This is a genomic window from Streptomyces sp. NPDC001568 (genome assembly GCF_042893755.1).
GTDB lineage: Bacteria > Actinomycetota > Actinomycetes > Streptomycetales > Streptomycetaceae > Streptomyces.
This window is the reverse complement of record NZ_JBIAVF010000025.1, coordinates 53,787-75,303: the sequence shown is the minus strand read 5'-3', so window position 1 is coordinate 75,303 and position 21,517 is coordinate 53,787. Positions and strand designations below refer to the sequence as shown.

Sequence of the window (21,517 nt, the reverse complement as noted above, 5' to 3'; positions counted from 1 at the left end):
ACTTAAGGAAGGGGTAAGCGGGGGCTCAGGTAGCGGGGGTTTCGCGCCCTCCCGTGCCTCGGGATCCGGCTCCCGAGTGCCCGTGTAGGTCCAGGTGGATCCGTTCCGTGCCGCCGGTGGTTGCTCCCGGACCGGCTCCCCGCCATGCCCCGAGGTTCGCGTGCCCACTGCTCGATCAGGCGGAAGGGGAGACCTGTTCGCGCACCCACTCGGGATCGGGGTTGGTGTGTGGCCGGCCCGCCACGACGACGGTCGGCACGGTCTCGTTGCCGTTGTTGGCCGCCCTCACCGCTTCCGCCGCTGCCGGGTCCCGCCAGATGTTGACCCAGTGCAGCCGGCGGGCGTCGCGGCCCAGCCGGATGCGCAGTCGTATGCAGTACGCGCAGCCCGGCCGCCAGAAGACGACCGGTCGACCATCGACCGCGCTGCGGCGCCGCGCCTCCAGCGCACCCGTTGACCTCGGGAAGACCAGGGGCGAGTTCACGCCCGCGAGCAGCACGAACACCAGCAGGAACGCCACCGCTTCACCGGGGCTCCCGCCGAGGAGCAGTCCGGTCGAAACGAGTGCGCCGCAGAGCGCGAGCAGCATCGGCAGGATCCACGTGCGCGTCATGACGACGCAGACTACCGAGGGGTTCGACACGCTCCTACGCGTGTCCGACCGCGCGGCACGTCAGCGGCTCTGCGGGGCCACGGGTTTGTGGCCCGGGTAGACGTGGGCGGGGGTGACGATGCTCGTCACGGCCTCGCCGAAGAGGGTGCTGGGTTCCTGGCCCTGGTGGAGGTTGTCCGTGTTGAGGAGGATGACCATGGTGGCCCCCGCCTCGGGCAGGTGGACGGGGAGGACCTCGTACCCGGGGATCGAGCCGTTGTGGCCGATCCAACCCTGGATGTTGAAGATGCCCAGGCCGTAGCCGTCGCCCGGGATGTTCATCGGCGTGGTCCGCAAGCGTTCGGCCTGCGTCGCGGGCTTCAGGAGGGTGCCGGTGGCGACGGTGCGGGCCCAACTGCGCAGGTCGTTCAGATCGGATGCCATCGCGCCGGCGGCCCACGCCCAGGAGGGGTTCCAGTCGGTCGCGTCCACGGTCCTGCCCGAGGGCGTCTGGTCGGTGTAGCCGTGCGCGTACGGGACCGGCAGCGCCGCGCCCGTGGGGAAGACCGTGCTGCGCAGCCCGGCCGGTTCGATGACTTCCCGCTCGATGACCTCGTGCAGGGGCCGGCCCGTCACCTTCTCCAGCACCAGGCCGAGGAGGATCAGGTTGGTGTTCGAGTAGTCGAACCGCGCGCCCGGCGCGAACTGCGCGGGGTGCTTGAACGAGTAGTCGAGCAACTGCCGAGGCGTCATGGGCTGTTCCGGTGCGGATTCGAGCCGCTTGATGAAGTCCGGGTCCAGGCTGTAGTTGAAGAGCCCGCTGCGCATCCCCGCGAGTTCGCGCAGGGTGATGCGGTCCCCGTTCGGCACGCCCTCGACGTACGTGCCGATCGGGTCGTCCAGGCGGACCGTGCCCCGGTCGACCTGACGGAGCAGGGCGGTGACCGTGAACGTCTTCGTCTCACTGCCGATGCGGACGTGCAGCCCGGTCGTCATGGGGGCGCCGGTCGCCTTGTCCGCCACGCCGAAGGTCCTGACGTAGCTCCCCTTGCCGGGCGCCCACAGCCCCACGATCGCGCCCGGCACCCCCGTCTCGCGCATGACCTGGCGCAGGGCGGTGTCCAGCCGCGCCGCGACGGCAGGTGTGAGCTGCGGGAACTCGGTGTCGGCGGCCGGTGAAGGGGCGGCGGAGGAGGCGGAGGCGGAGGAGCGCGCCGGGGACGCGGCCCCGTACGCGGGGCCCGCGAGCGCCGGGGCGGCGAACAGACCCGCCGCGGCGGCGGTCGCGCAGGCCCGGCGGAGCCGGATGTGGGCTGGCGTCACGGCAGTCTCCGGTCGTCCGGGAACCCTGCGAACCACCCCAGCGTAGGCCCGCCCCATCCCGATCGCGCGGTGGGCCGTACGGGGCCCGGGTCGCCTAGGGGAGCAGCGGGGCGAGGCCCTCGGGGGTCCTGGCCCGGTCCTCCAGCGCGTCCAGGGCGCGGACCGCCCGGGCGGCCGCCTCGGGGTCGCTCGTGCGCAGGCCGCTCGCCTCGAACTCGTCCTCGTCGAGCCGCAGCACCGATGCCCCGTCCGCGGACACCCACAGGTCGAGGTCCAGGTCCTCGACCAGGATCTCGCCCTCGCGGACCACCGCCGGGCGCGTGATGTCGCAGTACCACCCCTTCAGCACGCCCTCGCCGGTCCACACCTCCTTCACCGCGTACCAGCGCGTGCGCCAGAAGTGCTCGACGAACACGTCACCGGGTTCGAAGCGCACGAAGCCGAAGTCCTTGACGCCCTCGGCCGCCCACGGGGCGCGTACGGAGATCCGGTCGCCGTCGTCGGCCACCTCCGTCGCCGGATAACGGATCTTGGTGCGGCCCGCCTTGGTCAGGGTGACCGTCCATCGGGGAGTGGTCATCACGCGGTTCCCGTCCTCTTCGTCCAGCGCGTCTCGGACGCGCAGATCTCGTACCCGAACCACCTGTTGATGGCGAGCATCGGCTGGTTCCCGGCGTCGTTGCCGGTGAACGCCTCCCGGTAGCCCGCGGCGCGGGCCCGGTGCAGCGAGTCGGTCTTGGCGAGCTTGGCCAGGCCCCGGCCGCGGAACGCGCGCAGGGTGCCGGTCATCGCCGAGCCGTACCGGGTGGCGCCGTCGGTGTGCGCCGCGGAGAAGGCCGCCACGACCCCGTCGACGAGGACGACCGTGGTCAGTTCGTGGTCGAGGGCCGGGTTCAGCCAGACGTCGTCCAGCCAGTCCTCGTAGTCGTCCAACCCGACCGGTACGTCACCCGGCTCGTCGGCCGTCGCCTCGGCGTCGGCCCGGTACAGCGGACGCGGATCCGCGTCGAAGGCGCTGCCCGGGCGCAGCTCCACCCCGGCGGGCCGTTCCGCGGGAAGCGGCGGCAGGGTGCCGGCCGTCAGGTCCAGGCGCAGGAAGTGGGCCGAACGGCTCGGTCGGTACCCGCGCCGCTCCGCGAACGCCCGGTGCTCCGGCTCGTCCAGCACCCAGGCGTACGTGTCCACCACGTCCAGCGCGGCCAAGTGCTCCTCGGCCGCCCGTACGAGCAGGCCGCCGGTGCCCAGGCCGCGGTGCGCGGGGTCGACGTACGCGTTGAAGTACGCCTGCCCGGGCTCGGTTCCCCGGTGTGCGACGCCCACCGCGACGGTGCCGACGGGCAGGCCGTCCGGGGTCTCGGCGAGCAGGACGCGGTGGTGGCTGTCGGGATGCGCGGAGGTGAGCTCGTGGGCCACTCCCGCCGCCGTGGTGATCATGAAGGGGAGCGCGGAGCGCCGCACCCGGACGACGGACTCGGCGTCGGCGACGTCGCCCGTACGGAGGTCGCGGATCGTGGGGATCATGGGACCGACGCTACGGGCGCGGGGGTGGGGGCCGCCTCCGAATTACCCGGCGATGGGGGAGAATCGGCCGGGTGACCCCGACGAACCTGAAGATCACCCTTGACGGCGCGGCGGGCTCGCCCGCCCCCTACGAGCAGCTGCGCGCGCAGATCGCCGACCGGGCCCGGTCCGGGAAGCTGCCGGCCGGCTTCAAGCTGCCCACCGTGCGGGGGTTGGCGGAGGAACTGGGCCTGGCCGCCAACACCGTCGCGAAGGCGTACCGGGCCCTGGAGGCCGACGGGGTCATCGAGACGCGGGGCCGCAACGGAACCTTCGTCGCGGCGGCCGGGGAGGGCGCGGCCCGCGAGGCGGCCGGAGCCGCGCAGGCCTACGCGGAGCGTGCCCACCGGCTGGGCCTGACCCGGGAGCAGGCCCTGGAGGCGGCCACGGAGGCCCTGCGGGCCCGGTACGGGCAGTAGCGCGGCCGGCCGGTCAGGGCCCTCCCGGACGCCACAGGCGTCAGAGGTAGAGGCCCGCTTCCCTGTCGTGGGACTGCGCCGGCAGGACGGCTGCCGGGCCCGTGCCGCGCCGCAGGGCGAAGAGCTCGGCCAGGGTGGCGCCCTCGCGGGACACGCCCTCGTCCGTGCCGAGCCACTCCACCGCCTCCCCGTGGGTCAGCCGGCCGACCTCGATGCGGGCCAGGCAGCGGCCCGGCCGGACCACCGCCGGGTGGAGCCGCTCCAGGTCCTCGTTGGTGGTGACGCCGACCAGGACGTTGCGGCCCTGGCCGAGCAGACCGTCCGTCAGGTTCAGCAGCCGTGACAGCGCCTGGCCGGCGGTGTGCCGGGCCTCGCCGCGGATCAGCTCGTCGCAGTCCTCCAGCAGCAGCAACCGCCAGCGGCCCTTCGCCGTGCCCTCGTCCTCGCCGATCGCGATGTCCATGAGGTAGCCGACGTCGTTGAACAGCCGCTCGGGGTCCAGGACGCAGTCCACCTGGCACCAGTCCCGCCAGGACCGGGCCAGCGTGCGCAGCGCCGAGGTCTTGCCGGTGCCGGGCGGCCCGTGCAGCAGGAGCAGTCGTCCGGCGATGTCGTCCGGGGTGACCTTCATCAGCCGGTCCATCGCGCCGGCCACCGGAGCCGTGTAGTTGGGTCGGACCTCGTCCCAGGTGCCCGCGGAGATCTGCCGGGTCGTGCGGTACGGACCGCGGCGCGGGGAGACGTACCAGAAGCCCATCGTGACGTTCTCCGGCTGCGGTTCCGGCTCGTCCTGCGCCCCGTCCGTGGCTTCGCCGAGGATCCGCTCCGCCACCTCGTCGCTGACCGCCGTCACGGTCACGTCGGCGCCCCGGCTCCAGCGGGAGACCAGCAGCGTCCAGCCCTCGCCCTCGGCGAGGGTGGCGCTGCGGTCGGTGTCGCGCGCCGAGCGCAGGACGGTCGCCCGCGGTGGCAGCAGGGTCGCCTCCGCCTTCACCCGTTCGATCGACACGCTCTGCGAATAGGGCTGTTCGCCGGACGCGAAGCGGCCCAGGAACAGCGCGTCGACGACGTCCGACGGCGAATCGCTGTCGTCGACATTGAGCCGGATCGGCAGCACGTCATGCGGGTCTGCTGGCATGGCGCCCATGATCCGGCACGAACTGGCCTCCTGCACCTGTGTTTCGCCGGATCGGGTGCCCGAATTCCCTCTTCAAACGCATCGGGGGTGAAGATTCCGGCGCGTTCCCACCCCGAACATTCTTGGCATGAACACTTACAGAATGCCCCGGCTGCTTGTACCACGGACTCAGGAGTAACCCCCACAAGGAGCCGCACACATGAGCATGAGAATGTCGCGCTTCGCAGCACTCGCCTCCTCCCTGGTCCTCGCCGCGGGCGCCGCCCTGTTCGGCGCGGGCCAGGCGTCCGCCGCCCAGGCCGATTTCGGATACGTCGCCCTCGGCGACTCCTACTCCTCCGGCGTCGGCGCCGGCAACTACGACAGCGGGAGCGGCAACTGCAAGCGCACGAACCGCGCCTACCCGGCCCTGTGGGCCGCCGCCCACTCCCCGCAGACCTTCTCCTTCACCGCGTGCTCGGGCGCCCGTACCGGTGACGTCCTCGCCAACCAGCTCGGCCCGCTCAACTCCGGCACCGACCTCGTCAGCATCACCATCGGCGGCAACGACGCCGGATTCTCCGACGTCATGACGACCTGTGTGCTCCAGTCGGAGTCCACCTGCGTCAACCGCGTCAACCAGGCCAAGGGGTACGTCGACTCCACGCTGCCCGGTCAGCTCGACCAGGTCTACAACTCCATCCGCAGCCGCGCGTCCGGCGCCAAAGTGGTCGTCATCGGCTATCCCCGCTTCTACAAGCTGAACGGCAACTGCGTCACCGGCCTCACCGAGGGCGAACGCTCCGCCATCAACGGCGCGGCCGACCACCTGAACGCCGCCATCGCCAAGCGCGCCGCCGACCACGGCTTCACCTACGCCTCGGTCGCCGGCGCCTTCACGGGCCACGAGATCTGCTCCGGCAACGCGTGGCTGCACAGCCTCAACTGGCTCAACATCGGCGAGTCGTACCACCCCACGGCCGCCGGGCAATCCGGCGGCTACCTGCCCGTCTTCACGTCCAAGGCCTGACCGCGGGCCGCTCCTCAGGCGGCGAGCTCCGGATCCGACGCCCCCGAGGGCGTCGGATCCGGTGACGCCGACGGGTCCGGCGTCCCGGAGGCCGAGGGCGATCCGCCCGTCGGTGTCGGGGTCGGGGTCGGTGCGGGCGTCGGGGTCGGCGTCGGTGAGGGCGCCGCGCAGGCCACCGAGAACCCCAGCCACGTCGACTCCGTCCGCGCCGGCTGCCGCACCTCGATCCGCACCGCGTCGTCCAGGGTCGCCCCCGCCCGGTACCCGGTCGCCGTGTGGAACAGCTGGCGGGTCCGGGGCCCGCCCTCCTCGTACGTGAGGCTCTGCCACTCCTCGCCCCCGGCCGACCCGCCGCGCGTGGCCCAGCGGTACTCCAGGACGGCCGGGGTACGGGCCACTTCGAGGGTGGCGGTGAAGGCGGGCGCCCCCACCGCGGGCGGCGGGCAACTCCCGGCGTAGGCCGCGCGCAGGGTGTGGGCGTACACGGTGACGGCCTGCGCGGCAGCCGTTCCCGAGGAGGCCGGTGCGGAGGACGGGGCGGACGGCGGCGCGGAGGTCGGGGCCGGCGCCGAGGGGGTCACCGCCCCCGCGCCCCGGCCGTCGTCACCGCTCGGCGGGTCCCTCAGCAGCAGCCACGCCAGCACCCCCAGGGCCACGAGCATCACCGCGATGCCCAGGGTCAGCACCACCCCCGCGTTCCCCTCCCGCGGGGCCGGCCCACCACCCGGACCGGGCCCGCCCGCGCGGGCCGGCCCGGACACCGGCATCGGCGGCGTGGCCCCGCCGTACGGGCCGCCACCGCCCTCCTGGCGCAGCACCGCGGTGGCCGCCGTGCCGCCGGGCCCCGCCGTCGGAGCGTCGGAGTCCCGTACGGCGCCGCCCGCGCCGATGACGCGCAGCATCCGGGTGGCCCGCGCCGCGTCCAACCGCCGCTCCGGATCCTTGCGCAGCAGTCCCTCCAGGACGGGCTCCAGGGCGCCGGCCCGGCGGGGCGGCGGCAACTCCCCGTCCACCACGGCCTGGAGCGTCGACAGCGGGGTGTCCTGCCGGAACGGCGAGACCCCCTCCACAGCCGCGTAGAGCAGCACCCCGAGCGACCACAGGTCCGACTCCGGCCCCGGATCGCGCCCGAGCGCCCGTTCCGGGGCCAGGAACTCGGGGGAGCCGATGACCTCGCCGGTCATCGTGATCGCGGAGGAGCCCTCCAGGCTCGCGATGCCGAAGTCGCCCAGCACCACCCGCCCGTCGTTGGCGAGCAGCACGTTGGCCGGTTTGACGTCGCGGTGCAGCACTCCCGCCTCGTGAGCGGCGCGCAGCGCGGCGAGCACCTGCTCACCGAGGTGCGCCGCCCGCCGGGGGCTCATCGGCCCCTCGGCCTCCAGCACCTCCGCCAGGGAGAGCCCGCGCACCAGCTCCATCACGATCCAGGGCCGGCCGTCCTCGTTCGCGACGTCGTAGACGGTGACGACCCCGCGGTGCGAGACGCGGGCCGCCGCCCAGGCCTCCCGCTCCAGGCGCCGGTACATCCGCGCCACCCCGGCCGCGTCCGTCCCGGCGGGCGCGCGCACCTCCTTGACGGCGACCTCGCGACCCAGTACCTCGTCCCGGGCCCGCCACACGATGCCCATGCCCCCGCGGCCGAGCGGACCGAGCAGCCGGTACCGTCCGGCGACGACACGCGCGGCGTCGTCACTTTCGTTCCCACTCACGCGTACCCCCATGCGTCACCGAGCGATCACTCCAAGTTAGCGCAGGACGTGTTCGTCGGCCCCTGTCGTGACGTCAATCTCCACAGGACTCCCCAAGTGGGCCGATTTGTGCGGAGAGTGACGATTGACTCCGTTGAGTAATCGTCAACTACCCGTAAGGACAGGGGTAATTCACACCACCGGGATACCCGGGCGCGACGCGGGGGCGATAGGGTTAACCTGCCCGGGCCGGGTGCCCTCGTACGGGTGGGGAGAGACATGGAACAGATAGCAATGCGCAGCAGGCCGCCCCGCGTGCCTGCCATCACCTGCGGCAGCAAAGCGACAAGCTCGCGCCTCGACCGCCATCTCGCGGTGTTGGGCGGCCCCGCCGTCCCGCACCACGAGGCCGCCGAGGCGACCCTGCTGATGCGTGAGCTCACGTCCCGCGACCACACGCACGTCCAGCGGAGCCGGAGCGCGCGCGTCGCGCTCTTCGCCCCGCTGCGCAGGCTGCGGCGCACGCTCTTCGGCAGCCGCCGCTCGTAACTGCCCCCGTAGTGCAGCCGGCCGCTCCGGCCGCACCCCGGCACCCGTCCCTACTCGCCGGCGTCTCCCCGGCCTTCGGCGATCACACCGTCCCGGCGCAGTCCCGCGATCTGCGCGCCCGTCATCCCCAGGGCGCGCAGTAGGGCCTCGTCGTGCTGGCCGAGCGCGGGCACCGCACCCATGCGCGGTGCCGCGCCGCCCGGCAGTCCGATCGGCGGCAGCAACGCCCGCAGCGGGCCCACCGGCGAGTCCACCTCCCGCCAGCGGTCGCGGGCCGCCAGCTGCGGATGCCCGGCCAGTCGCGCCACCGAGTTCAGTCGCGCGCAGGCGATCCCCGCCTCCTCCAGCCGGCGGACCGCCTCGTCCGCCCCCAGCGCCCCGAGCGCCCCCGCCACCACCGCGTCGGTTTCCGCGCGGCCCCGGGTGCGCGCCGCGTTCGTCGCGAACGCCGGGTCCTCGGCCAGGTCCGGCCGCCCCAGCACCTGCCGCGCCAGCCGCTGCCACTCCCGGTCGTTCTGCACCGACAGCAGCACCCGGTCCCCGTCCGCCGTCGGGTAGGCGTCGTACGGGGCGATCACGGCGTGCGCGAGGCCCGTCCGTACGGGCTGCTCCCCGCCGTGCATCGTGTGGTGCAGCGGATGCCCCATCCACTCGGCGAGCGAGTCCAGCATCGAGACCTCGACCGGGCCGCCGCGCCCGGTGATCCCGCGGCGCAGCAGCGCGGCGAGGACGCCCGAGAAGGCGTACATGGCCGCCGCGATGTCGGCGGCGGGGATCCCGGCCTTCACGGGCTCGTCCGGGGTGCCGGTCACCGACACGAGGCCCGCCTCGCACTGCACGAGCATGTCGTAGGCCCGCTTGTGGGCGTACGGGCCCTGCGGACCGTAGCCGGAGACGTCCACGGCGATCAGTCGCGGGTAGCGGGCGCACAGGGTGGCCGCGTCGAGCCCGAGTCGGGCGGCGGCCCCGTGCGCCAGGTTCTGGACGAAGACGTCGGCGCCGTCGAGCAGTTGGTGCAGCACCGCCAGGCCGCGCGGGTCCTTCAGGTCGAGCGTCAGGGACTCCTTGCCGCGGTTGGCCCACACGAAGTGGGAGGCCAGGCCGTGGGCGGCGGTGTCGTAGGCGCGGGCGAAGTCCCCGCCGTCGGGACGCTCGACCTTGATCACGCGAGCGCCGAGGTCGGCGAGTTGGCGGGTGGCGAAGGGCGCCGAGACGGCCTGCTCGACGGCGACGACGGTGAGGCCGGCGAGGGGGAGGGGCTCGGGTTCGGCCTGGGGCTCGTGCGGGGGGCGTGAGTTGGTGTCCATGACACCGATCCCTATCCCGGGAGGCCCCGGCCTGTCACCGGGCGAGGGACGTGGCGCCGACGGTTCGCCCCCGTTCGTACGCGTACGGGTTCCCGCGCGGGCCGTGTGCGGGCGGGTCCGGAGGTCACAGCAGCGCGAACTGACCGCCCGGGCCCTCCTCCTGGTGGTCCAGCACGGAGGCGGGCCGGCGGGCGGAGCGCGGCGGCGGCAGCACCCCGCCCGCCACGAGTTCCGAGGTCGCCAGCAGCGGCCCCGGGTCGAACGCGGCCCGCTCCGGGGCCAGCTCGGCCAGCAGCGCCAGGGTCGTCACCAGGGCGAGCAGCTCCGAGGTCCAGGCCTGCGGCCACCCGGCCGGGCCCAGCGCGTCCAGCCCGTCCGCGTCCGGCGCCCGGTGTGCGCGGCGGGCGGCGAACCAGGCCTCCAGCACGCGGACGCCCTGGGCCTCGTACTCCCACGCCGCCTCCGGCACGGGGGCGACGACTCCGTCCCCGAGGGTCAGCGTCCGCGTCTGCGGGTCGTAGCCGAGGCCGTCCGGCCATCCGGTGACCGCCGCCCGGACGTACGGCCGGCGCCCGCCGGGCAGCCTCGGCGGCTCCCCGCCCCGCGCCCCGCGCAGCTGGACGGACAGCAGCCGGTGCCCCAGCTCCAGCCCGACCCGCCAACGCTCCGGATCGGCGGCGAGGGGCACCTCGTACCCCCGGGGTCCGGGGCGGCCCGCGGCGAGGATCCAGCACAGCACGTCCTGCGGGGTGACCCAGCCGCCGTGGCGCTCGCCCAGCAGCGTCAGCAGGCCCGGCGCCAGGTTCGGCTCGGCGCCGCCCGGCCGCCGGTGCAGGGGGCGGATCCGGCCGAGCCGGCCCGCCGGGAGGTGGGCCGTGACCAGCAGCTCCGGGGTCTCCACCGCGAACAGCTGGTACCCGTCCCGGACCCGCCACAGCTCCGGCCGCGCCGCGTCGATGAGCCGTTGGTCGGGCAACAGCCACTGCTCGTCGAAGGGGGCGCGGAGCACCCGTACGGGTTCGGGGAACGGGCCGGGCGCGTCGGCGAACCGGGCCGTCGCGGAACGCTGCCCCGGCAGCGCGGCGGCGCCGGAGGCGGTCGTACGGCTCCGGGAGGGGCGGAACAGCCGTTCCCGCTCGGCCCCTTCGGCGCCCGTCAGGGCCGTCCAGCGGGCCCGCAGGGTGGCCGGGTCGGGCGCCGCGACCCAGTCCCGGCCCAGGCGCAGGCCGCCCACGGCCCAGGGCATCAGATCGTCCAGCAGCGGGTTCGGCGGCGGTGTCTCAGCGCTCACCCGGCAGATGGTAGCGACGCCCCACGGGGCCGGGCCCCGTCCTGGCCGAAGCGTTACGCTCCTTATGGGGTACATGCGGCATGTGTGCCCCTCCGTACCGACGGAGGAGCGGCCATGAGTCAGTACGACGAGTACACGACGCCTTCGCAGGCCGAGGGCGAGCGCCTCGACGAGGACATGGACGAGACCCAGCGCAGGCAACGCCACCCGCAGACCACGCGCACCACCCCCTCCCAGGCCGAGGGCGAACGCGCGACGGACGACGACGACCGGAAGTGACGGCGGCGCCCGAGGCACCGCCCGGGCTCGCCCCCGGGGCTCGGGGCGCACGCCCGGGCTTCGGGCCCGTCCCCGGGGCGCGTCGACGGGCTCAGGGCGTCGACGGGCTCAGGGCGCGTCGACCGTCACCGTGAAGGAGAACCGGTCGCCCCGGTAACGGATGCGGGCCACGTCGGCCACCCGTCCGTCCGCGTCGTAGGTCACGCCCGTGTAGTGCAGGATCGGGCTCAGCAACGGCACCCCGAGCAGTTCGGCCGTCACCGGGTCCGCCAGCCGCGCCTCGACCGTGTCCGTGATCCTGCTGATCCGCACGCCGACCACGTCGCGCAGCACCTTCGTCATCGGCCACCGCGCCAGATCCGCCAGGTCCACGCCCTCGGCGAGGTCCGGGCGCACCGCGTTCTCCGCCCAGTTCGACGGCTCGTCGCTCTCGCCGTCGTACCGGAGCCTGCGGTACGTGACCACCTCGGGCGTGTCCGGGAAGTGCTCCAGCAGCTCCCCGGACACCGGGGTGCGCTCGTGGCCGAGGATCGTCGTCCGCTCGCCGGACTGCTGCGCCACGATCGCGTCCACCGAACCGAGCAGCCGCACCGGGGCGCCCCGCCGCGCGCCCGGCTCGATGAAGGTCCCGCGCCGCCGGTGCCGGCTGATCAGGCCCTCACCCTCCAGCTCCTTGAGCGCCTGGCGCATCGTCAGGACGCTCACCCCGTAGTGCTCGGCGAGCTGTTCCTCGGTCGGCAGCCGCAGCGAGGCGTCCGGGGTGCGGCCGAGTATCGAGGCGCGCAGGGACTGCGACACCTGATACCAGAGCGGCAGCTTCCGGTTCAGTACGAGGGAGTCGGGTGCGAAGGCGGTCACGGGTGGTTCTCCGTACGGCTGGCTGGACGTCATGCGGTGCGCGGCGGGGCAGGGGCGGATGCGGGGGGCGGCGGGTCGGGCGCGTGGCCGGCGTCGCGCCGGCCCTGCGGGTTCTGCCCTCGCCCCCGTTCCCGCACTGTTCCCGCCCCCGTCCCCGTTCCGTCCCGTTCCCGCGCGCGCATGCGCATGTTAGGCGCGGAAGTGGCGTTCGAGACCCTGCCACACGTCGTCGTATCCGCGCTGGAGGTGGTCCGCGTCGGCCGCCTGCGGGGTCGCGGTGATCGGCCAGCGGGTCTCGAACATGAAGGCCAGGCCGTCGTCGATCTTCTGCGGCTTCAGCTCGGCGGCGCTCGCCCGGTCGAAGGTCTCCCGGTCCGGACCGTGCGCCGACATCATGTTGTGCAGCGAGCCGCCGCCGGGGACGAAGCCCTCCGCCTTCGCGTCGTACGCCCCCTCGATCAGGCCCATGTACTCGCTCATCACGTTCCGGTGGAAGTACGGCGGCCGGAACGTGTCCTCGCCGACCAGCCAGCGCGGCGCGAACACCACGAAGTCGACGCCCGCGAGTCCGGGGGTGTCGGACGGCGAGGTCAGCACGGTGAAAATGGACGGGTCCGGGTGGTCGTGGCTGATCGACCCGATGACGTTGAAGCGGCGCAGGTCGTACACGTACGGGACGTGAGTACCGTGCCAGGCGACCACGTCGAGCGGGGAGTGGTCGTACGTCGCCGACCAGAGGTTGCCGCAGAACTTGTTGACCACCCGGGTCGGGCGCTCGCTGTCCTCGTACGCCGCCACCGGGGCCCGGAAGTCACGCGCCGAGGCGAGGCCGTTGGCGCCGATCGGGCCCAGGTCGGGCAGCTCGAAGGGCCGGCCGTAGTTCTCGCAGACGTACCCACGGGCGGGCCCGCCCTCGGAGTCCAGCGGCTCGACGCGGAACCGGACCCCGCGCGGGATCAGCGCCACCTCGCCGGGGCCGGCGCCGAGCAGACCGAGCTCGGTGCGCAGCAGCAGGCCGCCGCGCTCGGGGACGATCAGCAGCTCGCCGTCGGAGCTGCTGAACACCCGGTCCGTCATCGGGGCGTTGGCGGCGTAGAGGTGGATGGCCATGCCGCTGCGCTGGGCGGCGTCGCCGTTGCCGCCCAGGGTCCACAGGCCGTCCAGGAAGTCGGTGCCGGGCGCCGGGTCGGGCAGCGGGTTCCAGCGCAGCCGGTTGGGGTCGGGGACCGACTCGGTGAAGGGCGCCGTGCGCAGGGCGCCGTTGTCGACGCGGACGAAGGCCGGGTGCGCGGCCGACGGGCGGATCCGGTACAGCCACGAGCGACGGTTGTCGGCGCGCGGCTCGGTGAAGGCGCTGCCGCTGAGCTGCTCGGCGTAGAGACCGAGCGGGGCGCGCTGGGGCGAGTTCCGTCCGTGCGGGAGAGCGCCGGGCACGGCCTCCGAGCTGTGCTCGTTGCCGAAGCCGGTGAGGTACTCCAGCCCCTCCGCCGTCTTCCTGGCCTGCTCACTCATGTGCTGCTCCCACTCCGTCGAAGGAATCCTATGCCTGACAGTAGGATTCCGCGACCCCGCCGTCAACGCCCCCTCGCCCGAACAGGGGGCGGACGGATTCCCGCAGAGGGGGATCCAAAAAGATGAACATTGCTCTACTCTCTCGCGCATGTCGTGGACCCGCAGGTTCCCTGCCGTGCCGGCGGCGCTCCTCGCCGCCCTCCTCGCCTTCCTGTCCCTCCTCGTCGCCGCGCCCGCCGCCCGCGCGCACGAGGAGCGCCCCGTCACCTTCCCCGACGGCACCGGCTCCGTCCCGCAGTACCGTTCCACCGCGCCCGACCTGCTGGTCTGCAAGACCGACCGGGCCGCCTTCGAACGCCGCACGGCCGGCTTCCCCGACGCCCTGCGGCAACGCAACCTGACCCTGTACGAGCAGTGCGAGAAGAGTGGTTACCGCCACCTCCAGGAGGCGGTCGACGCCGTCGACCGCCCCGGCATGAACATCGCGATCCTCCCCGGCCTCTACGAGGAGGAGCCCTCGCTCCCGAAGCCGACGGGGGAGTGCGCCGCCCTCAAGGCCCCCAACTCCTCCTTCGGCTACCAGATCCTGTCCTACGAGCAGCAGGCGCGGTGCCGGCACAACCAGAACCTCGTCGCGATCCTCGGCAAGACCGACCTGCAGATCGAGGGCACCGGCGCCTCCCGCACGGACGTGATCATCGACGCCAAGTACCAGAAGCTCAACGGACTGCGCGCCGACCGCTCCAACGGCATCTACTTCCGCAACTTCACCGCGCAGCGCACCACCTTCAACTCGCTGTACGTCCTCGCGGGCGACGGCTTCGTCATCGACGACGTCCTGACCCGCTGGAACGACGAGTACGGCTTCCTGACCTTCGCCAGCGACCACGGCCTGTACAAGAACTGCGAGTCGTACGGCAACGGCGACTCCGGCATCTACCCCGGCAGCGCCTCCAACATCAACGACGGCCGCGGCTACGACGTCCCCCGCTACTCCATCGAGATCACCGGCTGCCGCAGCCACCACAACATGGTCGGCTACTCCGGCACCGCGGGCGACTCCGTGTGGGTCCACGACAACGAGTTCGACCAGAACATGGGCGGCGCCTCGATGGACAGCGCCTTTCCCGGCCACCCCGGCCTCCCGCAGAACCACGCCCGGTTCGAACGGAACCTGATCCACGACAACAACCAGGACTACTACCGTTACGTCGCCGACGACACCTGCGCCAAACCGCCCGCGGAACGCGGCTACGAACAGGGCGTGGTCTGCCCGCAGATCTCCATGCCGCCCGGCACCGGCATCATCACCGCGGGCGGCAACTGGAACCTGTACGAGGACAACTGGGTGTACGGGCACAAGCGCGCGGGCTTCTTCCTCAGCGCCGTCCCCGCCTTCATCCGCGGCGAGGAGGAGTGGTCCAAGCAGACCGACACCTCCCACCACAACCGGTACGCCGGCAACGTCCTCGGCAAGGACAAGTCCGGTGCCTCCCGCCCCAACGGCACGGACGTCTGGTGGGACGGTCAGGGCAGGGGCAACTGCTGGCAGGACGGACCCGACGGCTCCACCCCGGGCACGCTCCCGCAGTGCGGATCGGCCCGCGGCGACGTCAGCGGAGCCTCGGCCCGACTGGTCGGCGAACCGGTGAAGCTCGCCCAACTGCTCGTCTGCGCGGACTACAACGTCCAGGCGCGCAAGCTTCCGGCGGGCTGCGACTGGTACGGAGCCCGCGGTGCGGAGCGGGTCGAGACCCAGCTGGCGCTGGGCGTGGCCGCCGTACTGCTGCTGGTCGGCGGCGTGCTGTGGCGACGCCGACTGACCGGCTCCCGACTGGGCGCGGCAGCCTCCCTGCTGGGCCTCGCCGGGCTCGCCCTGGACGTCGCCGGATCCACGATGCCCCTCGTGGACACCTTCGTCCCCGCGCTCGCCCTGCTGCTCCTGGGCCTGTGGTGGACGGGCGCCGGGCTGGTCCTGCGCGCGGAGCGCCCCTGGCTGGCGCGCCTCACCCTGGTCCTGGGGGCCCTGACCCTGCTCGACGCGTTCGACAAGGCCGTCCTGATGATCCCCTGGACCCCGCTGAGCCCCGCCTGGGTACGGGCCCTGGTCGCGGTGGTGTGGGTGCTGTGGGCCGTCGTCGCCTCGGCCCGCCCGGGCCCGCCCGCCCCGGCCCGCCCCGCCGGCCCGGGCGACGCCCCGGAGGGCGACCGGGCCCCGACCCCGGCCGCCCCACCCCCGCCGCTCACCACGGAGGCGACTCCCGCCCCGTGACACCCGACGGACGTACGACGACCCGTACCAGGACCGGAGGTCCGCAGTGAGCGTCCGCCCCGAAGACCGCGTCCGGTGCGACGCGTGCGGGATACCCGACCGCACGGCCCGCAGCGACCGCACGGCCCGCAGCACCAAGCCGTCCCGCCGGGCCGGCCGGGTGGCCGCGCTGGTGGCCGTCCTCCTGCTGCTCGCCTGCGGTGCGGTGTCGGGCTGCGGGGGCCGGGCCACGACCCACCACAAGCCCGGCACCACCCACGAAGAGGCGTCCGGCGGAGTCGGGACCCTCCTGGAGGCGCGGGACGGTACGGGCCACCGCCTGCGCGAGGTCCCCGCGCAGGGCGCGCCGGAGGTCCGGCTCACCGCACGCCCCGACTCGGAGGACGGCTGGAACCTCCACCTGGCCCTGACGAACTTCCGCTTCACCCCCGACAGCGCCGGCGGCGGCGCCCTCCCGGGCGCCGGCCACGCCCACCTCGAACTCGACGGGCGCAAACTGGCCCGGGTGTACGGCCCCTGGTTCCACCTGCCCGCGGCGCAGGTACCGCAGGGCCCGCACACCCTGACCGTCCGGCTGTACGCCGACGACCACACCGCCTGGGCCGTCGCCGGCAAGGCGATCGAGGCGGCCGTCCCGCTGGCCGCGCCGCCCGCGGGCGGCGAGCACAGCCACCCGGCCGACACCCCGAGCGCCACCGGCACCCCGAGCACCACCGGCGCCCCGGAGGTGGACCGGACCGTCACCTTGGCCGTCCGGGACGGCAAGGTGCACCCCGCCCCCGACCGCACCGAGCTCAAGCGCGGTGAGAGCGTGGCCCTGCGCGTCACCAGTGACCGCGCCGACACCCTCCACGTCCACGGCTACGACAAGGAACTCGCCCTGCCCGCGGGCCAGGAGGCCACCCTGGTCCTGACGGCCGACCGCACCGGCCTCTTCGAGGTCGAGACCCACGCGTCCGGCCTGCTCCTGACCCAACTCGTCGTCCGATGACCCGCGCCGCCCCCGCCGGCACCGCCACCGGCGCCGCCGCACCCGGCCCGTTCACCTCCGGCGGCACAGGGCCGGACGGTGGTCCGGGTGCGTGGCCCGACATCGGGATCACCGCCGCGAGCCCTACCGCGAGCCCCCTCGACATCCCGACCGGGATCGCCGCCGGACTCGCCCCCGGCGCCGCCCCCGGCGCGAGCCCGCTCGGCGGGTCCGGCCAGGGCGTGGTCCTTCACCCGGCCGACCCGTCGACCCTGCTGGCGCACGGCATCGGATCCCAGCACGACCTGCCCATCTCCCCCTTCTACGCCTTCGCCGGGGCCTTCACCGCCCTGTTCGTCTCCTTCCTGGCACTCGGCCTGCTCTGGTCCGTGTCCCGCTTCCGCGGCGACCGCTCCGGTCTCGCCCTGCCCGCCGGGTTCCAGCGGGTGGCCGACGCGCCGGCCACCCGCCTCACCCTGCGCGGACTCGGCCTCGCCGCAGCCCTCGCCGTGCTCCTCCACCTCCTCCTCGGTCCCGACGACCCCACCCGCAACCCCGCGCCGGGGGCCGTCTACGTCCTGTTCTGGGTCGGCCTCGTGCCCGCCTCCCTCCTCCTCGGCCCCGTCTGGCGCCTGGTCAACCCGCTGCGCACCCTCCACCGCCTCCTCTCCCGAGGTCGGGCCCGACTCCGGGGCCGCCCGCCCGGTCCCGGCCGCCCCCTGCCCGCCCGGCTGGGCCAATGGCCCGCCGCCGTGGGCCTGTTCGGCTTCACCTGGCTGGAGCTCGTCGCCCCCGATCCCGCATCCACCACCACCCTCCTGATCGCCCTCATCGGCTACGCGGCCGTCCACCTGCTCCTCGCCGCCCGCCACGGCGAGCGCTGGTTCACCGACGCGGACGCCTTCGAGGCGTACTCCGGCCTCCTGGCCCGGCTCGCCGTGCTCGGCCGTCGCAGCGACGGCCGCCTGGTCCTGCGCAACCCCTTCCACGGACTCGACGCGACGCCCGAGCGGCCCGGACTCGTCGCCACCGCCTGTGTCCTCCTCGGTTCCACCGCCTACGACGGCTACAGCGACAACCCCTCCTGGATCAACGTCGTTCAGACCTCCCCCCTCGGCCGCACCCCCACGGCCACCCTCGGACTGCTCGCTTCCATCGCTCTCGTCGCCACCCTCTACTGCCTGTGCGCGGCGGCCACCCGCCTCGTCGCCGGACCGCACCCCGGCCCGCTGACCGCCTTCGCGCACTCACTCGTGCCGATCGCCCTCGGCTATCTGATCGCCCACTACTTCTCCCTCCTGGTCACCGAAGGACCACGCACAGTGAGCATCGCACTCGGCACTGACAACGGCCCCGATCCCAGTCCCCCCTTGAGTCCCGGGGGGCTCGCGGCCCTTCAGGTCGTCGCCGTCGTCACCGGACACGTACTCGGAGTGATCGCCGCGCACGACCGTTCGGTACGACTCTTCCCGCCGGCCAAAGCCGTCGCCGGTCAACTCCCGCTGCTCGCGCTGATGATCGCGTACACCGTCGGCGGGCTCGCCCTCCTGCTCAACTGACCGCCCGGGGAGCGGGGCGAGAAGGCCGGAACGCTGGACCGAGAAGCCAGGAGCGGCATGATGGACACCGTGCCTCCCGCCCATCCCCTGCGCCGGACCCCCGTCCAGCAGCGCAGCGCCGACCGCCTCGTGCGGATCCTCGACGCCTGCGCCGAACTGCTCGACGAGACGGGTTACGAGAACCTCAGCACCCGGGCCGTCGCCGTGCGCGCCGGAGTGCCCATCGGCTCGGTCTACCGTTTCTTCGGCAACAAGCGGGCCATGGCCGTCGCCCTGGCCCACCGCAACCTCGACCGCTATGCCGACGGCATCCGGCGACGCCTCGCCGAACTGCCCGCCGGCCCCTGGCAGCCGGCGGTCGACGCGGTGCTGGACGAGTACCTGGCCATGAAGCGCAGCGTGCCCGGGTTCGCCCTGGTCGACTTCGGCGTGCCCGCGCCGCCCGTCGACGGCCCGGCTTCCGACCCCAACCACCAGGTCGCCGCCCGGCTCACCGAACTGCTCTGCGCCCACCTCGGGCTGACCCCCGACGCCGACCTCCGCAGGGCGGTCCTGGTCGCCGTCGAGGCGACCGACGCGCTGATCCAGCTCGCCTTCCGGACGGACCCGGCCGGCGACCCCGGCATCGTCGCCGAAACCCGGGCGATGATGCGCGCCTACCTCGCGCGCGTCCTCGACTGATCCGGCGCGGGCCGGCCGCGCCCTCCGCTGATCCGGCGCAGGACGGCTCCCCCTCCGCTGATCCGGCGCGGGCCGGCCGCGCCTGCCCGCAGCCCGTCACCGCGGACCCCTCCCGCCCGTCCCTACCGGTCGGTATGCTCGGGGCGCCGAAGCTCGACCGCCACCCCCGTGGTCGGGCCCGGGTCGTGTCCGTGCCGCAGCCTGCCGCCTCCCAGGAGCGTCCATGCCCCGCACCGCCCCGCGCATCTGCCCGCTCTGCGAGGCCACTTGCGGTCTCACCCTCACCATCGAGGGCACCGCCGTGACCGGCGCCCGCGGCGACCGTGACGACGTCTTCAGCCGCGGGTTCATCTGCCCCAAGGGCGCCGCCTTCGGCGCACTCGACGCCGACCCCGACCGGCTGCGCGGCCCCCTCGTCCGCCGCGACGGACGCCTGCGGGAAGCCGGCTGGGAGGAGGCCTACGACGCCATCGCCGCCGCGGTGCCGGCGCTCGTCGCCGAGCACGGAGCACAGTCCGTGGGCGTCGTCCTCGGAAACCCGAACGTCCACACCATGGCCGGCGCCCTCTACCCGCCGCTGCTGGTCAACGCCCTGGGCACCCGCAACCTGTTCACCGCCAGCACCCTCGATCAGATGCCCAAACACGTGTCCAGCGGGCTCCTGTTCGGAGACCCCTTCGCCATCCCGGTCCCCGACCTGGACCGTACGGACTTCCTCCTGATCCTCGGCGCCAATCCGGTGGAATCCAACGGATCCCTGTGCACCGCCCCCGACTTCCCCGGCCGACTCAAGGCGCTGCGCGCCCGCGGCGGCACGCTCGTGGTCGTCGACCCGCGCCGTACGCGCACCGCCCGGCTGGCCGACCGTCACCTCGCCCCGCGCCCCGGCAGCGACGCCCTGTTGCTGGCCGCCCTCGCGCACACCCTCCTGACGGAGAAGCTCGCGGATCCCGGCCCGCTCGCCGAACACCTCGACGGACTCCGGGAACTCGCGGACGCCCTCGGGAGTTTCACCCCTGAGGCCGCCGCCCCCGCCTGCGACCTCCCGGCCTCCGAGATCCGCGCCCTCGCCCGCGATCTCGCGGCCGCGCCGACCGCCGCCGTCTACGGGCGGATCGGCAGCTGCACCGTCGAGCACGGGACGCTCGCCAGCTGGCTGGTCGACGTACTGAACATCCTCACCGGCAACCTCGACCGCCCGGGCGGAGCCCTCTTCCCGCTCGCCGCGGCCGGCCCGCGGCCCCGTCCCGCCGGGCCGGGCAGGGGGTTCGCGCTCGGCCGCTGGCGCAGCCGGGTCAGCGCTCACCCCGAGGTGAAGAGCGAGCTGCCCAGTGCGGCACTGGCCGAGGAGATCGAGACGCCCGGCGAGGGGCGGATCCGCGCCCTGATCTCCATCGCGGCCAACCCGGTGCTGTCCGCCCCCGACGGCCGCCGGCTCGACGCCGCCCTCGCCGGACTCGACTTCATGATCAGCGTCGACCCGTACCTCAACGAGACCTCGCGCCACGCCCACGTCGTCCTGCCCCCGCCGCCGCCCTCGCAGAGCGCGCACCATGACTTCGCCTTCAACGGCTTCGCCGTCCACAACCAGGTCCGCTACACCCGCCCGGCCGTACCCCTGGAAGCGGACCGGCTCGACGAGTGCGAGATCCACGCCCGCCTCGTCCTCGCCGTATCGGGCATGCACGGCGCCGCCGAGCCCTCCGCCGTGGACGACCTCGCCATCCGGGCCGCCCTCGCCAAGGAGACCTCCGACCGGCACTCACCGCTGCACGGAGCGGACCCCGAACGCCTCGCCGGACTCCTCACCGGCGAAAACGGCCCCGAGCGGCGGCTCGACCTGATGCTCCGACTCGGCCCGTACGGGGACCGGTTCGGCGCGCCCGGGGGCGCCGCCCCCGACGGGGGCGCCGACCCCGGGGGGACGGGGACGGCGTACGGAGCCGGCCTGAGTCTCGAACGGCTGCTCGCCCACCCGCACGGCATCGACCTGGGCCCGCTGGGGCCCCGGCTTCCCGGCGTGCTCAGGACCCGCAGCGGCAGGATCGAGCTGCTCCCGGACCCGATCGCGGCCGAGCTCCCCAGGCTCCGCGCGGCGCTCGCCGAACGCCCCGCCGCCCTGGTGCTCGTGGGCCGCCGCCACCTGCGGTCCAACAACAGCTGGTTGCACAACGTCCCGGCCCTCACCGGAGGTTCCAACCGGTGCACCCTCCAGGTCCACCCCGTGGACGCGGCGCGCCACGGCCTCACCGACGGCGGCCGCGCCAGGATCAGCGCGGACGGCGGCAGCCTGGACGTACCCGTCGAGGTCACCGACACCGTCCGCGCGGGCGTGGTCAGCCTCCCGCACGGCTGGGGACACGACCGGTCCGGCACCCGGCTCTCGGTGGCCGCCGCCGACCCCGGCGCCAATGTGAACCAGCTGCTCGACGGCACCCGGCTGGACCCCCTGTCCGGCACGGCGGTGCTCAACGCCTTCCCCGTCCACCTGGCACCCCTGCCCTGAGCTG

Annotated in this window: 19 protein-coding genes; 9 read left to right on the top strand and 10 right to left on the bottom strand. The window is 74.0% G+C overall.

Translation table 11 applies throughout. From position 1 onward, the window contains the following. Positions 1 to 175: 175 nt before the first annotated feature. The 4 genes from ACFY0I_RS35070 to ACFY0I_RS35055 form a co-directional block, all read right to left on the bottom strand. Positions 176 to 613: a glutaredoxin domain-containing protein gene (locus ACFY0I_RS35070; RefSeq protein WP_388903454.1), complete on the bottom strand. Its 438-nt coding sequence runs from the start codon at positions 611 to 613 to the stop codon at positions 176 to 178. Between the two features lie 60 nt (positions 614 to 673). Then, a complete protein-coding gene (locus ACFY0I_RS35065) occupies positions 674 to 1,915 on the bottom strand; it encodes a serine hydrolase domain-containing protein (RefSeq protein WP_388903452.1) in 1,242 nt (413 codons plus the stop codon). Between the two features lie 94 nt (positions 1,916 to 2,009). Continuing rightward, entirely contained in the window at positions 2,010 to 2,495 is a 486-nt protein-coding gene (locus ACFY0I_RS35060; RefSeq protein WP_388903450.1) for a DUF402 domain-containing protein, read from the bottom strand. After that, on the bottom strand, positions 2,495 to 3,436 hold the full coding sequence (locus ACFY0I_RS35055; protein WP_388903447.1) for a GNAT family N-acetyltransferase: 942 nt from the start codon (positions 3,434 to 3,436) through the stop codon (positions 2,495 to 2,497). Before ACFY0I_RS35055 ends, ACFY0I_RS35060 begins: the two co-directional genes overlap by 1 nt. 71 nt (positions 3,437 to 3,507) lie before the next feature. Here ACFY0I_RS35055 and ACFY0I_RS35050 point away from each other — a divergent pair, with 71 nt between their 5' ends. After that, positions 3,508 to 3,894, top strand: a complete 387-nt coding sequence (locus tag ACFY0I_RS35050) for a GntR family transcriptional regulator (protein WP_388903445.1) — start codon at positions 3,508 to 3,510, stop codon at positions 3,892 to 3,894. 40 nt (positions 3,895 to 3,934) lie between these two features. Here ACFY0I_RS35050 and ACFY0I_RS35045 read toward each other — a convergent pair whose 3' ends face one another. Continuing rightward, on the bottom strand, positions 3,935 to 5,032 hold the full coding sequence (locus tag ACFY0I_RS35045; RefSeq protein ID WP_388903443.1) for a DUF5925 domain-containing protein: 1,098 nt from the start codon (positions 5,030 to 5,032) through the stop codon (positions 3,935 to 3,937). Positions 5,033 to 5,237: 205 nt separating this feature from the next. Between ACFY0I_RS35045 and ACFY0I_RS35040 the strand changes: the two genes are divergently transcribed. Next, on the top strand, positions 5,238 to 6,041 hold the full coding sequence (locus ACFY0I_RS35040) for an SGNH/GDSL hydrolase family protein (RefSeq protein ID WP_388903596.1): 804 nt from the start codon (positions 5,238 to 5,240) through the stop codon (positions 6,039 to 6,041). A gap of 14 nt (positions 6,042 to 6,055) precedes the next feature. Here the strand turns inward: ACFY0I_RS35040 and ACFY0I_RS35035 are convergent, their stop codons facing one another. Then, a complete protein-coding gene (locus tag ACFY0I_RS35035; RefSeq protein WP_388903442.1) occupies positions 6,056 to 7,762 on the bottom strand; it encodes a protein kinase in 1,707 nt (568 codons plus the stop codon). 246 nt (positions 7,763 to 8,008) lie between these two features. Between ACFY0I_RS35035 and ACFY0I_RS35030 the strand changes: the two genes are divergently transcribed. Further along, entirely contained in the window at positions 8,009 to 8,278 is a 270-nt protein-coding gene (locus ACFY0I_RS35030) for a hypothetical protein (protein ID WP_281205829.1), read from the top strand. A gap of 50 nt (positions 8,279 to 8,328) precedes the next feature. On the opposite strand, the gene ACFY0I_RS35025 is transcribed toward ACFY0I_RS35030, so the two are convergent. Both ACFY0I_RS35025 and ACFY0I_RS35020 read right to left on the bottom strand, forming a co-directional pair. After that, entirely contained in the window at positions 8,329 to 9,585 is a 1,257-nt protein-coding gene (locus ACFY0I_RS35025; protein WP_388903439.1) for a CaiB/BaiF CoA transferase family protein, read from the bottom strand. 124 nt (positions 9,586 to 9,709) lie between these two features. Beyond that, a complete protein-coding gene (locus tag ACFY0I_RS35020) occupies positions 9,710 to 10,831 on the bottom strand; it encodes a type ISP restriction/modification enzyme (protein ID WP_388903594.1) in 1,122 nt (373 codons plus the stop codon). A 159-nt stretch (positions 10,832 to 10,990) separates the two neighbouring features. Between ACFY0I_RS35020 and ACFY0I_RS35015 the strand changes: the two genes are divergently transcribed. After that, on the top strand, positions 10,991 to 11,155 hold the full coding sequence (locus tag ACFY0I_RS35015; RefSeq protein WP_388903437.1) for a hypothetical protein: 165 nt from the start codon (positions 10,991 to 10,993) through the stop codon (positions 11,153 to 11,155). Between the two features lie 108 nt (positions 11,156 to 11,263). Here the strand turns inward: ACFY0I_RS35015 and ACFY0I_RS35010 are convergent, their stop codons facing one another. Both ACFY0I_RS35010 and hmgA read right to left on the bottom strand, forming a co-directional pair. Then, on the bottom strand, positions 11,264 to 12,013 hold the full coding sequence (locus ACFY0I_RS35010) for a GntR family transcriptional regulator (RefSeq protein ID WP_388903434.1): 750 nt from the start codon (positions 12,011 to 12,013) through the stop codon (positions 11,264 to 11,266). 189 nt (positions 12,014 to 12,202) lie between these two features. Continuing rightward, positions 12,203 to 13,525, bottom strand: coding sequence for a homogentisate 1,2-dioxygenase (gene hmgA, locus ACFY0I_RS35005; RefSeq protein WP_388903432.1), 1,323 nt, complete (start codon positions 13,523 to 13,525; stop codon positions 12,203 to 12,205). Between the two features lie 148 nt (positions 13,526 to 13,673). Here hmgA and ACFY0I_RS35000 point away from each other — a divergent pair, with 148 nt between their 5' ends. The 5 genes from ACFY0I_RS35000 (at position 13,674) to ACFY0I_RS34980 (ending at position 21,513) form a co-directional block, all read left to right on the top strand. Next, positions 13,674 to 15,797 carry a right-handed parallel beta-helix repeat-containing protein gene (locus tag ACFY0I_RS35000; RefSeq protein WP_388903430.1) on the top strand — a complete coding sequence of 708 codons (2,124 nt, stop codon included), beginning with the start codon at positions 13,674 to 13,676 and terminating at the stop codon, positions 15,795 to 15,797. Between the two features lie 160 nt (positions 15,798 to 15,957). Continuing rightward, positions 15,958 to 16,788, top strand: a complete 831-nt coding sequence (locus ACFY0I_RS34995) for a hypothetical protein (RefSeq protein WP_388903592.1) — start codon at positions 15,958 to 15,960, stop codon at positions 16,786 to 16,788. After that, entirely contained in the window at positions 16,785 to 18,326 is a 1,542-nt protein-coding gene (locus ACFY0I_RS34990) for a hypothetical protein (RefSeq protein WP_388903428.1), read from the top strand. The genes ACFY0I_RS34995 and ACFY0I_RS34990 overlap by 4 nt, the downstream gene beginning before the upstream one ends. Positions 18,327 to 18,386: 60 nt before the next feature. Then, on the top strand, positions 18,387 to 19,007 hold the full coding sequence (locus ACFY0I_RS34985) for a TetR/AcrR family transcriptional regulator (RefSeq protein WP_388903591.1): 621 nt from the start codon (positions 18,387 to 18,389) through the stop codon (positions 19,005 to 19,007). Positions 19,008 to 19,230: 223 nt separating this feature from the next. Continuing rightward, entirely contained in the window at positions 19,231 to 21,513 is a 2,283-nt protein-coding gene (locus ACFY0I_RS34980) for a molybdopterin-dependent oxidoreductase (protein WP_388903426.1), read from the top strand. The last annotated feature ends 4 nt before the right edge of the window (positions 21,514 to 21,517 follow it).